Origin of the sequence: Chryseobacterium jejuense, from assembly GCF_900100075.1 — a bacterium.
Classification (GTDB): domain Bacteria; phylum Bacteroidota; class Bacteroidia; order Flavobacteriales; family Weeksellaceae; genus Chryseobacterium; species Chryseobacterium jejuense.
Window position 1 is genome coordinate 363,166 of record NZ_FNEG01000004.1, and the last position, 12,723, is coordinate 375,888.

Sequence of the window (12,723 nt, forward strand, 5' to 3'; positions counted from 1 at the left end):
AATGTTTAGCCATTTTTATTCAGATTTTGAAACTGGAAAAGAAGTGATAGATAACTAAAAGTAACTTCCAGCTTCCGATCTTCCTACTCTATTTCACAATCTTCACTCTCATCCCTTCAGAATGGGCACTCATAGCTGGAGCGTACATATTCTGGAAGGAAGTAATTCCGTTGGAGAAATCTCCGGCATTATTCGCTTTCAACTCATATTCAAAAACATAAGTTCCTTTTGGAAGGGAATCAAAAAAGAAATGAGTGGCTGCATCTTTTGTACTTTCATAATATCCGGCTCCGTTTTGCCATTTATAAGAAGAAAGTACATTAACAGGCTCAAAACCACTTGCCCTCATATCTTTAAGGTGAATATACTCCATATCTCTACTGGTATGAATGACCAACCTTACAGTAACCAGATCACCCAGTTTAATTGGATTTTCTGTGGTTACTTCTTTAAGCTTGCTTTCGTTTCCGTCAAATATTTTCAGGAAAAGTTTCTTCTCCACAGAAACATCGGATGAATTATGAGCGATCACTTTATCCATATCTTCATAATACAGGTAATACATTCCACCCCACGCTATTCCTGGACTGTTTTTTTGCACTTCAAGTTTTGCCTTTTCAGGGGTAACCTCTTTCCATGAATAAGATTTTTTAAAGAATCCGGCTTCTGAAGTTTTAGAAAGATCGCTGGCAGGAAAAACGGTTTCGTTTCCGAGTTTCATGGTGATTCCTTTTTCTGCATTCAGCCATGATTTTCCATAGTTTAACAGGGCATATACCGCTTCCGTTGTAGATTTTGTAGTTCCCCAGCCTTCGGTCTGCCTGTTTTTTAATAGCCATACCTTCATTTCTTCAACACTTTTCACATCTTCCGGATTCACTTCCGAAAAAGCTTCAATCAGCATCGCCTGTGTTTCTATAGGTGCCTGATACCAATACCAGCCTGAGGTATTATTGTCCCAGTACATTCCATTCTCATCAGAAGTTTTGGCTTCTTTTTTCAGATCGGCAACGCATTTTTTAGCCAGATCACGATATCCGTAACGCTGTAAAAGGGTAACAATCATCGCCTGATGATAAAGACTGTATTCATCAAAAGTCTTTACATAGGTATTGGCTAGTGTAGTAAGCACTTTTTTCAGTTCGGAGGGAATTTCTGTTTCCGTCCAATAACTTCGATAATAGAAGTAGGAGGCATAATCACCTACATCCAGTTTATCGGTCACTTTTCGGTCATTAATAAGCTTATCATAGTACTCTTTATCCAGATAACTGATGCTGTTTTTGATAACACGATTGATTTCATTGGTGAAATACTCATCAGATTTCCCTTTCAGCATTTTGTTTAGCTTTCCGAATCCACCCAGGATGTGTCCGGAAATGGTCTTATCTTTTCCACCACCTGGAAACCATGAAAAACTTCCATCAGGATTTTGTCTGTCAACAAGGTCACGCTGTGCTTTTTTGAGATCGCGCTGCATGGTATTCAGATTAAAGAAAACAGCAAGCTGCTCCATTTGTTCTTTCTGATCTTTAATTCTGCTCAGCCATGGAGTCTCGCCGATAAGGATATTTTTAAGATTCTCATTAGCTTCTAAAGGATTGGACGGCGTCTCTTTAGCATTCCATTCATCAAAAACCTTCTTGATCTTTGGGGAAGAATTCATAATATAGGAGGAAAGCATATTTCCGTACAATCTGCTGAACAATTGTTCTGAACATTCATGCGGGAAAGTTCTCAGATAAGGGATGGACATTACGGCAAACCACAATGGGTTGGAAGTAAGCTCCACACTCAGATTGAAATTGACAGCCGAAGTAGATGTATTATTCAGTAATCCGTTCATGGTGTAAGTCTTGGTCTGCCCTTCTTTGATAGAAACCGGAACTGTTTCCGTTACCAGCATCCGGTCAGAAAGGATAGGCAGAACATTCTCTTCCCCATCGGAATAATTCTTTGTTTTTGCTACAATTTTATAGCCTACATGATCCAATGCATACGGAATTTTAATATCCCAGCTTGCCTGTGCAGAACTTTTAGCAGAAACATTAATCTTCTTCAGAGCATTGGTATTTACAAAGGCTGAATCTAATGTTTTAGATGTTTCCGGATCAAAGAGATAAAGCATAATATCTGCGGTTGCTTCTTTATCGGACAGATTATCAACCTTTGCAGAAAGCTGCACTTTGTCTCCCTGCCTTAAAAATCTTGGTGGATTAGGCGTTACCATCAGTTCCTTTTGCGTTTGGGTAAAAAACTCTGCAGAACCTGTTTTCAGGTCTTTGGTATGGGCAAACAGAAGGAGTTTCCATTGGGTAAGGGCTTCCGGAGAAGTAAATTCCAGTTTTATGTTTCCATCTGCATCGGTATAGAGATCAGGAAGGAAAAATGCTGTTTCATCCAGATTAGTTCTTGCTTTTACATTCTTCAGCAATTCTTCTTTCATCGCTTTTTTAGAGGTTACTACAATAGCTCCGCTAGCAGCGCTGTTTCCGTATAAAGCCATGGCTTCTGTTGGGCTGAGTCTTTTAATTTCTGCAATATCATCCTCAGGGATATTTTTATCCACCAGCATTCCGTCAACAATATAAACAGGATTTCTATTTTCTGCCTTTTTCCCACCATATCCTGTTACAACAACTTCTTCCAGATAATCATCTCTTACAATCATGGCATTAGATGTAGAATATGATGATTCCGGAAGTCTGATGGATGTATATTGGAAATAAGGCTTTTTCGGAAAAGGATAGAATTGAACGGACTCCAATGAATACTTGTCGCGGCTTCTTTTAAAACCCATTGATTCTGAAGAAGTAAGTTCACTGAAAAAGTCGTCAATAGAGTTACGATATTGGTCATAGCCGGTATATTCGTTATCAGAATTGGGATTATAATGGGTAAAACGATATTCATTTTTTACAAACTGATCCAAAGAGGCATCATACATGGAAGCTAATACCTCAGCATTAATTTTCTCTTTATCTTTTCCTTTGATCGTCAATATCCATTTTTCAGGTACGCCTGGCTGAATTTTATCACGGAAAACCTGAGTGGTAATATCAAGTTTCCGGTTCATATTTTCTTTAATATCTAACTTCAGAATTCCTTTAACTAAATCATTATCGTGAATGAAATCATATTCAATATGTAGATTTCCTTTCAGATCAGCATCAGTAATGGTGAAGGGAATATTTACAGAGCCATTCTTCATAGCGATCTGCTGATAATCAGCTCCTTTTTGATCATGAACAAAACGGTAATTCACAAAACCTTCTTCAAAATCAGAATAAAAAGTTAGCATCGCTTTGTCCCCAACTGTATACGATTCTTTATCTGTACGAACCCCGAAAAAAGAAGGATTTCCGTTTCTGAAGGTTGTATTATCAAATACTTCAATCACTTTAAATGTTTTGAGAGTATCATTATCTATCAAAGATTCTGCTTCTACAAGATATTTTCCTGGCTCAGGATTCTTATTGAGACTGATAGTCTCCGATTCTGAGGTATTGAATGCTTTTGAAAATACAGATTCCCCTTTTTTATCCTGAACTTTCCCATTCGACGGATAGCTCATGTATGGAAAATAAGTATCGAAAAGTTCCTTATCATAAATGGGATATGCCAGTGCTTTATCTTCAACATTTTCGGAATCATACCTTCTGGAAACCGGTTTTTTGATGAATTTAGGGAGTACTATTTTATGTTCTCCTTTCAATGGCGTAACGGTAAGTTTTCCTTTAGCGTTTACTTTCTGATCGTTGAGATTAGTCACAGATACTTTTATAGATTCCCATTCTTTCTGAAGCATTTGTTCTGAACCTTCAATACTGATTTTAGCTTTTGTATCTCCAATATTGATGAATGACTGGCTGCTTTGGGATTCTCCATTAACATCGGTTACATAGAAAGAAACAGAATACTGATAATTTCTTTTTTTGCTATTAAGATCTAGTTCATCAGCTTCTGCTTTGAATGAAATACTGAAATTCCCATCGTTGTCTGCTGCTATTTCTCCATGAGCAATTTCGGTTTCTCTTTCGTTATACACCGGATAATAATCTTCAAAATATCCTCTTGAAAAGTAGATTCCTTTCCTTTTTACTTCATATTTTACAACAGCTCCTGAGATTTCTGCTCCTGAAAACGCATCTGCTTTTCCGCTTACTTTTACCTGATCTCCCAGCTTATAAGCATCCTTCACAGGATTGGTAATAACCCGGAACTTTGGCCTTTTATATTCTTCAACCTTTATATACTTATTTTCATGAACAACAGTCTCTTTTTTTTCTCCGGGAATCTTTTCCAGATCTGCGAACATCTCAACATAATAACTTCCTGTAACACCTTCGGAAGGAAGTGTAAAAACCCCATTAATACTACCAAATTCATTAGTAACCGCCTCTGCTTTGCCAATGTCTTTATAGTTAGAGTCTACCAGCCTCACCTCTACTTTCTGCTTAGGAAGGATCTTGGTTTTTTCATAATATTCCTGCGTCAGAATTCCTTTGTAGAATATTTTCTGTCCCGGACGATAGATTGCACGGTCTGTAAAAATAATAAAACCCTTCTTAACAGGCTCCCGGACTTCCTTTTCCTCTTTTTTAATCCCACTTATTCCTCTATAACTTTTATCAATCACAAAATATTTCTTCGTTTGTGGAAAATAAATAATACTGTTATCATATTCACGGCCTTGAGATTTGGGCAAGGAAAACATTCCTGATGCATCTGTGACTCCATCTCCGGTTTTTATCAGCTTATTGTCTCTTTTTTCTGAATATTTTTGTTCATACCCATTGATATTCTGATACATAATATACTCAGCATTGTCAATACTTTTCCCGGTTTTGGTATTCACTACCTGGAACGTTACCTTCGTATTATCTTCAAATCTTTTCACATAAAAAAGATCTGAAACAGCAAATATTCTGAAGTCTCTCTCTCTTCCGGAGGTACTGTTAAATGCATACAACCCCTCTTCCAAAGGCGGAATAGCAAGAATGGTCTCATGAAGCCTGTAATCTCCGAATTTTTTCAGAGGAAATGTTTCAGTACGAAAATTCAGAGCTTCGTATTCATAATTGATAAAGGAAATCTGCTTTTCCTTCACTGAATATCCTTTCCAGACAGGTTCTTTATCAAAATCGATGGTACCGGATCTTTTGCTCAGTCCTATTTTTACTTCATCAGTATTTCTGTGTGAGACTGTCATAGGAATATATTCACCAGGAAGAATCCTTTCCGGAAACGCCATTGTCACTTCTGTACGTTCAAGCTCATTAATCAGACTTTTACAGTGGTTACTCCAGTCAGAAGACGGAATATAATCAATAGCCTTCTGACAGATCTGATGGGCATTCAGAAAATTATTTTCTGAAGTATCCTGTTTTGAAAGATCTGCAGCCTGAAAAAGAAGATAGGCAGAAAAAGGTTCTTTAGGAAAAGCATCTGCCAATGCTATCAACTGCTGTGATTGTTCTTTTACATTTCCTTGAATTTCGGTGCTTTTAAGATAGAGCAAGGCTGTTTTATCCGAATCGTTAGCGTGAAACTGCATCAGGTCAGCTTTAATTTCCGCTATTTTTTTCTTTGCAATATGATCGTAATCAAAAGGCAGCTCTTCTAAAAATTTCAAATAATCTGTTGCTACAACATCATAAAGAGTGGGTTTATACTTTGTAAATTCTACATCTTCTATAAGCTGTTTCCAAAGTTCTGTCTTCTCATCCTGTAATTTTTGCTTATCGGAAAATGCCTGGCTGTAAAGCTGCTCTGCTTCCCTGTAAAAATCATTTAAAGCCCAGGTTTTATAGTCTTCAGGAAGTTCGTTGAGGGATGTGACCTCTCTTTTCTTCATCCTTGACCTGTATTCACTGATATAAGAGGTGTAAATATTGGCCAGATAATACTGATAAAAGGTTTTACGCAGTCCTTTGGATTCTTTTATTTTTTTTCTGAGAACCAAAATCTGATCGGTTTCAGAATCAGTATTCTCATCACTCCAGTCATAATACCGGCTCAGCAATGTACTCACTTCATATTGGATAGAATCTCTTGAAGACATTTTAGATTGAGGATATGAGAGAGGTTCCGGCATTGATATTCCCGGTTTTAAAGGCTTGACAACGGGTTTACGGGGCCGGACCTGAGAAAATAGGAAAACTGAGATCAATAGGGATAAAACGGAATATATTCTGAATGAAAATGTCATGGTCATTAAATTTTAAAATGGAAAATTATTCCTGAACATAGTTTGGAATTTCAATGATATCACCGGAACTCTTAGGAATGAAATACCCTCCGTTTTGTCGGAGAATTATATATTTTCCGGGTGCCAGATTCAGATAGATGAGTTTGGATTCCTGTTCATTAGTTTCTGTTTTGCCGGATGAGGAATATCGTCTTGTTTTACCCATACAATCGGGAGATGAAAAGTACAGTTGTTCAGAAACAGGTTTGTTTTTAAGATATACATTCGTCCATTTTCTTTTGGAAAACTTTCGAAACACTCTCTCTTTAGATAAAGCTTCCAGATCCGAAACCGGAATAAACTGCATTTCACCATCCTTGAATCTTTCTATAGGTTTCCAGCCTCCAAAGGTGTAGTCTCTCTGTAGTCTGACAAAGTCGGTTCCGTTATCATTAAAGAAATGATATCTTATTTCCCGGTAGAGATCATCAGCCGGATGCTTTTCTAAAAAGTTGATTGTTCCGCGATACAAAACAATATAACTTACATTTTCCATATTCACTTCTGAAAAGGGAAAGCTTTTGTATTCTATATACTCCGGAGCTTTGGAAACACTACTTTTTTGAGTGCTATAATAAAAATACTTTCCTTCTTTAAGCTCCTTTTCAGGGTAAAAGTAAGATGTACTGTCCGTTTGTTGAATGAGATTTCCGTTCTCATCAAAATGTTTTTCCAGAATCAGCCTATCATTCCGGTATGAATACTCCACGGCTGTTTTAAGAGTCTTTTTCCAATAGTATATCTCTTTATAGGCTTTACTTGTTTTTCTTACGGGTGTGGTTACAAATTCATCAGATCCGGTTTCTGCATTATACCTCTGATAATCACCATGGTTATTATGATACCCCACTATCCCGGAATCAAGGTAGCCGTCTTTATAAATGGCTTCGCCCAGAATGCTTCCATCTGGTTTATATTCAATGGTTTTTCCGGATTTTAAACTGTCTCCATATTCAATGGTTTTCCAGATTTCCCCATCATCAAAGTAATACGTCAGCTTTTTCTGTTTGGTGGTATTGATGTATAAAGTTTCATATTTGTCTTGTCCATTATATTCATAGCTAAAGCGCGTCCCCACCCAGTTTTTTTTATTACCACCTGCAAAATACCCCTGCATTTGCATTACATCTCCTTTTACATAATAATCGCGTAGTAATTCTAAAGTTCCGGATTTCAGCAGTGGAAGCGGGCGATAAAATACGGCACTTGATTTTGTGGTTTCCTTCCAACCGGAATCAAAATAAATGGTCTTTGTCTGGGCAAAAAGTAAACCTGGAATATAGAGTATACAGAAAAGTAAATAGTGTTTTTTAATCATAAGTGGATATTGAGCATTGGTTGTTTTTATCATTCAGGTTCTTCTATTATTCTCTTTTCTGAACACTTACAGATACAACTTTCCCCTGGTTGTCATAGGTAGTCACTTTTCCTTCACAATGGCTGTTTAGCGTTGAAACGGATTTGTTTTGTATTTTCCCATCAGCAATAACAGTAAATATTTGCTTTCCGTCCATAAATTCAGTTTTGTTTTCTGAAATTATTTTACCAGCTTTTCCTTTCACGGTAAGCTTTGAGTACATTCTTCTTTTATCAGAATCATATTCATAGGTATTGGTGACCGGATTTTCTCCGTCATAAATACAGTCTTCTACCAGTACTCTTCCGAGACTATCATATTGGTAATAGGTTTCTTTTGTAAGCTTATCTTTTTGATTGAAGTCGTATTTTACCTCTACCTGCCCTTTGTCATTCAAATGAAACTCTTCTCTGAATCCAAAACTGGAATGAATGATAAATTTGTCCGGCAGATATTTGAAGTTAAGTTTCATTTCCCTTTTACCATTCTGAGAATTCACGATAGAATCCAATAATCCCTGTTTATTAAGATAATACTTTTGTATGCTTTCAATTCCTTCCCGTGAATAGATATACTCCAGCATTCTTCCGTTTCTGTAAGTCACATTGGAGGTATAACTTACTTTTTGCTGCTTTTCGTCTGAATAAATTACATTCCGGAAGCGTCCGTTACAATTCCCGCCATCTTCAAAAGTGATCAGAGGATAGTAGGTTGTATTGCTGTGATTAATAATCCGGTCTGCATATTTCTGATCCGGCGTGAAAGAAACGGCATCTATGGAGTTCCAGACATTTGAGGCTCCTTTTTCAGCTGCCTTATTTTCTTTTTCAGTTTGCTGTCTTTTATTAAGGTCTTCGGATAAGTATTTTTTTACCAGACGTTCATAATTTTTGGTGTTGTATTCAATGATAGGTTCATTTTTACCATCAAATAAAATCATTGCTGTACGTTTCGGAAAGTTCTGAACGTTTACAAACCATGTTGTAGTTCCATTAGAAAATTTAAAAGTTTGAGCATTGGTTCTGCCTACCATTACTCTATCTGTAGCTCCTCCAAACTGCCTGTAGAGATTGTCTGCCACTTCTTTATGATTACTGATATGGCTTTCTGATGTTGTAATATTCTCATTTTCCACAAAAAACAATGCTTTGGATGGATTTGAGATTCCAAAATCTGCTTTATCTTCCGGAGTGGCCACCCTAATTATCTTTGGTGAACATGAACACACCAACAGAAACAGAAGGATAAAAGGGAATATTTTCATCATTATTAATCTTATTTTTAAAAATACAAAAAATAGGATGAATGGAATATCCCCGATAATAGGTACTTTTAAGAAGTGAAAAAAAGTAAAAACAAGGATGAAAAAAACAATACTTTCAATACTTTTATCGGTCCCCTGCCTTTGGGTCAATGCTCAAAAATACAATGAGCTTTATCCTCAGAAGAAAGCTAATGGATATATCGGCTATTACCTTTCGGATGGAACCAATGTTATTCCGCCTCAGTTTTGCTCAGCCACTTATAATACAGACGGCTATTATCTGGTTTCAAAAGCAGAACATGAATATAATGAAGCCGGAAGAAGAAAGGAAGAACATATTCCCGGTACAGAAAAGTATGGTATTCTCAACAGCAAAGGAGAATGGGTTATAGGGCTAGACAATACTTACAGCTCAATAGGTATATCCAGTGGGTTTATAAAGGTGACTAAAAATGACCTCAGCGGTATTGTTAATGATAAAAATGAAATATTAATTCCCATAGAATATGAGCAACTGGATCCGATGTACAGTACACTTATTTCTGCAAAAAAGAATGGTAAAGAAGGAATCATAGATATTCAGAATAAGACTCTTGTTCCGTTTCTATATGATACAATTTATGGGTTTCATTTTATGAATGATAAAAACCAGTTTTATTCTATCGTAAGGATTGGAGACCAATACGGAGTGGTTGATAAAAATGGGAAATATGTCATCAAGCTAAGTGATGTTGAGCTCGTATCCTTAACAGACACTACGGTTATTATCCGGAAAAATGGTTTATTTGGTTTATCGGATTTCCAAATGAAAACCATTATCCCATTAGAATATAATGATGCCTATCTTTATGGTCAGGAATTATTTTTCCAGAAAGATAATGTCAATTATTACTTCAGCCCGATAGGAAAATTGCTAAGAAAGGAAAAAGCAGGATCGGAAAAAGAAAATGGATTAAAAGACTGATTTAAATTAATGAAACACTCTATATTATTCTTTATTGCCTTAATTTCAGGAATATTTCTGTCATCGGCACAGACTTTAACATCCTCTGAAATTTGGTATACTCTTATTCCAAACAAGATGAATACAGACAGCCTTTTAACAAAGAAAGGATTTAAAATGAAATATTCAGGACCGAAGAAACTTGGTGGAAACATCGCGTGTTATTTCAATAAAAAATTTGATGAATGGCTGTTCATTCATGATAACGAACAGGGGCAAACCACCAGTGTTTATTATCTTCTGCCTACATTAAAAAAATATAAGCACAATCAGGTTGAAAAGAAGCTGTTGTTACAAGGTGAAGAGGTTACTCCAATGGGAAAAACCTATCAGGAAAACAAAATTTATTACCAGCTTATTTATACTTTTGAAAAATTTAAAGCACCTCCTGTAACGGAATAACCATAACTGAATATCACGCAGATGAAATTAACAACAATCATTATTCTCCTATCAGCAATCGTTTTACATAGCTGCAATAAAAGCAATCAGGTTTCCGGAACCTATGTTGCCCAGTCTGTCATGCGTCCGATGTACAATGGTTGTTGTACTGCTACTGAAGTGCTGCACTTAAATAATGACCATACGTTTAATGTTTATCATCAAAATGACCAGGGTGATTATCTCACTAAGGATGTTACATCAGGAAATTATGATCTGAAACAGGATATGATCTCTTTTAAACCGGACTCTTTGAATCAGCATTATGATTATTCAAACATAAAATATAAAGTACCTGCTTCGGATGACCATGTGAATTCTCTCATCAAACAAGGCAGTGAATCCCAGAAGTTCTATAAAATTGATTTTAAACAAGCAGATTCTCTATATATTCATCGCTACAGTCATACCAACTGGGATCAGGAAAGCATTACCATCAAAAAGGATGGGACTGTTCATTATATCCGACATTCACAGGATAAAAACAGGAATCCTGTTGATATTTCCAAGCATAAAAAGCTCACTCAGGAACAATTTCAACAATACATTGAAACCCTTTCACAAAGCAGACTGTTTCAAGCAGCAACAACCTCCGAAAAATACAGTGTTACCTTTTCTTTGGCCATCAAAGAATATGATATCGTGATTCAGGACCAAAATAATATTGATGAGAAACTGTATAATTTTTTCTTTGAAACGGTACTGAGCTGGGTAAAGTAAATGCCCGTTACCACTGTGATGGTCTGGGTACTCCGTATTTCACACATTCTGCTACAAATATATCCAGCATAGGACGGTCTGATATTGTAAAAAAGTATATTTTGCCTTTTACTTTCATTTTTATAAAGTAGCCATTACGTGGAGCGCTGTTAATTGTAAGCTCTGTGATATCCGCCCATAATAAAGTCAAAACCCTCCCTAATTTAAATACATACAATCCGGACTGGCTAACAATAAAAGGAGGTGACATGGTAAATCGATCTACTCCGTTCATAGCTTGGTTTACATCCAGCATCGTTTCAAAATCTGTCTGGTTCAGGCTTAATATTACACTTTTATAGCTTTGCAGCATCTTTCTTTTCAGCAATGAAATCATAAAGAAAAACAATCCGCACATTCCCAGCATTCCACCCATCAACAAATTGTTATCTCCGATCCGGGCATCATAGCTTTCTTTATCTAATATTCCTTTATAATGTAAGGTATCAAACCAGGCGTAAAAAACAGGACTGATAAAAGCAAGAACCATAAAAACAAGAAGAATGATGCTTATAGTACGCTGCCTGGTCTCCATCTTTGTAAGATAATCTTCCCTTTTCTTAATGGCCGACTGATCCAAAGGCTGGGTCTGAAAATCTGTACCTGAAAATGTATTGACCTGCTGTGGCCTGGAAAGTATTCCAATGAACAATACCGCAAAAACGATGAAAAAAATGAAGAGAACTACAGTGGGAGTCATATGGTATACTAATATTTTTTACCTGATTAAGCATTTTCTCACCCGGATTCAATAATCTAAGCAAAAACAGGTTTTGATTGTGTTGGGTTTCTAAGCAAGCGAACTTATGAAAAAAAACTGTTATAAAAGGTTTTTATTAAAAAAGGATGGAAGCCAGAAGATGAAAGCAGGAAGTTACTATGAGTCTGGTAATTATTTTTGATTTACAATATAATTTTGTTTGTCAATTGGACTTCAGTAGTTTTTCTCGTCCTCCTTCATTAAAAGTTAAAATATTATCTTCGTAAAAAATTTGACAATATGAAAAAAATGATATTTCTGGCTTCGGCTGTTCTGGTATTAAATTCATGTGTGGTAAGAACTGCCACTAAAGTGGTGTCAGGAGCTGTAAATATAGGCTACAAGGCAGTAAAAGGAACTGTTAATGGAATTAGCTGGGCTGTAAGCAAAGCTAAGGGGAAAATAGATGAAGACCGTTTAGACGGAACCTGGAAAGTGGTAGGAGTTTATAAAGGTTCTTTCGAAGATTTTACCAAAGATCAGAATCCGGAAAGCACATTTTCTTCAGAATGTACAGAAGGCTTTGACCAAATGATTTTTAAAGCCAATAAATCTAAATTCAAACCGGTACATTGCAGTACTGATAAAGAAGATTGGGTAAAATACTCGTTAGAATTCGGGAAAAACCCTATTACCAAAGAAAAGGAAAACTATATTGAATACAATTCCAATAACTATATTTCAGTGATTGATGTGAATAGCAAAACAATGGTCCTGGAAGGTAACCTGATGCCTAAGCTGGCATTTTCCGGTGCCAAATTATATCTTTTGGAAAAGGTAAAATAAAATCATAAAGCCTGTCTCTCATTTTGAAGACAGGCTTTTTATTTATAGGAAGGTTATGTGTTTCTATCTAAAGCTTTCATGTTTTTAAAACGCAAAGGATTAA

At 36.2% G+C, this 12,723-nt stretch carries 8 protein-coding genes; 4 read left to right on the top strand and 4 right to left on the bottom strand.

Going from position 1 to position 12,723, the window contains the following annotated elements; genetic code table 11:
- Window positions 1-88: 88 nt before the first annotated feature.
- Genes BLS98_RS13915 through BLS98_RS13925 form a run of 3 tightly spaced genes read right to left on the bottom strand, consistent with a single transcriptional unit; the run spans window position 89 to window position 8,874 of the window.
- Window positions 89-6,211 (bottom strand): alpha-2-macroglobulin family protein, encoded by a 6,123-nt coding sequence (locus tag BLS98_RS13915; RefSeq protein WP_167356232.1) that lies wholly within the window; start codon window positions 6,209-6,211, stop codon window positions 89-91.
- Window positions 6,212-6,236: 25 nt separating this feature from the next.
- Window positions 6,237-7,601, bottom strand: a complete 1,365-nt coding sequence (locus BLS98_RS13920; protein WP_089737111.1) for a toxin-antitoxin system YwqK family antitoxin — start codon at window positions 7,599-7,601, stop codon at window positions 6,237-6,239.
- Window positions 7,602-7,614: 13 nt separating this feature from the next.
- Window positions 7,615-8,874 (bottom strand): hypothetical protein, encoded by a 1,260-nt coding sequence (locus BLS98_RS13925; RefSeq protein WP_089737112.1) that lies wholly within the window; start codon window positions 8,872-8,874, stop codon window positions 7,615-7,617.
- A gap of 94 nt (window positions 8,875-8,968) precedes the next feature.
- Between BLS98_RS13925 and BLS98_RS13930 the strand changes: the two genes are divergently transcribed.
- From BLS98_RS13930 to BLS98_RS13940, 3 genes are read left to right on the top strand one after another with little or no spacing between them, the layout of a single operon-like run.
- Complete coding sequence (locus BLS98_RS13930; RefSeq protein ID WP_089737113.1) at window positions 8,969-9,835, top strand: WG repeat-containing protein; 867 nt, start codon at window positions 8,969-8,971, stop codon at window positions 9,833-9,835.
- 9 nt (window positions 9,836-9,844) lie between these two features.
- On the top strand, window positions 9,845-10,276 hold the full coding sequence (locus BLS98_RS13935) for a hypothetical protein (RefSeq protein WP_089737114.1): 432 nt from the start codon (window positions 9,845-9,847) through the stop codon (window positions 10,274-10,276).
- 21 nt (window positions 10,277-10,297) lie between these two features.
- The gene (locus BLS98_RS13940) at window positions 10,298-11,035 is read left to right on the top strand and encodes a hypothetical protein (protein ID WP_089737115.1); all 738 of its coding nucleotides are present in this window, start codon (window positions 10,298-10,300) and stop codon (window positions 11,033-11,035) included.
- A gap of 7 nt (window positions 11,036-11,042) precedes the next feature.
- Here the strand turns inward: BLS98_RS13940 and BLS98_RS13945 are convergent, their stop codons facing one another.
- Entirely contained in the window at window positions 11,043-11,774 is a 732-nt protein-coding gene (locus tag BLS98_RS13945) for a hypothetical protein (RefSeq protein ID WP_111994769.1), read from the bottom strand.
- Window positions 11,775-12,074: 300 nt separating this feature from the next.
- On the opposite strand from BLS98_RS13945, the gene BLS98_RS13950 reads away from it, so the two are divergent.
- Entirely contained in the window at window positions 12,075-12,620 is a 546-nt protein-coding gene (locus BLS98_RS13950) for a hypothetical protein (RefSeq protein WP_089737117.1), read from the top strand.
- Window positions 12,621-12,723: the final 103 nt, after the last annotated feature.

Bases quoted from the DNA above. Each gene is read 5' to 3' on its own strand.
- BLS98_RS13950 (WP_089737117.1), top strand. From the start codon at position 12,075: ATGAAAAAAATGATATTTCTGGCTTCGGCTGTTCTGGTATTAAATTCA.
- BLS98_RS13930 (WP_089737113.1), top strand. From the start codon at position 8,969: ATGAAAAAAACAATACTTTCAATACTTTTATCGGTCCCCTGCCTTTGG.
- BLS98_RS13925 (WP_089737112.1), bottom strand. From the start codon at position 8,874: ATGATGAAAATATTCCCTTTTATCCTTCTGTTTCTGTTGGTGTGTTCA.
- BLS98_RS13935 (WP_089737114.1), top strand. From the start codon at position 9,845: ATGAAACACTCTATATTATTCTTTATTGCCTTAATTTCAGGAATATTT.
- BLS98_RS13920 (WP_089737111.1), bottom strand. From the start codon at position 7,601: ATGATAAAAACAACCAATGCTCAATATCCACTTATGATTAAAAAACAC.
- BLS98_RS13915 (WP_167356232.1), bottom strand. From the start codon at position 6,211: ATGACATTTTCATTCAGAATATATTCCGTTTTATCCCTATTGATCTCA.
- BLS98_RS13940 (WP_089737115.1), top strand. From the start codon at position 10,298: ATGAAATTAACAACAATCATTATTCTCCTATCAGCAATCGTTTTACAT.
- BLS98_RS13945 (WP_111994769.1), bottom strand. From the start codon at position 11,774: ATGACTCCCACTGTAGTTCTCTTCATTTTTTTCATCGTTTTTGCGGTA.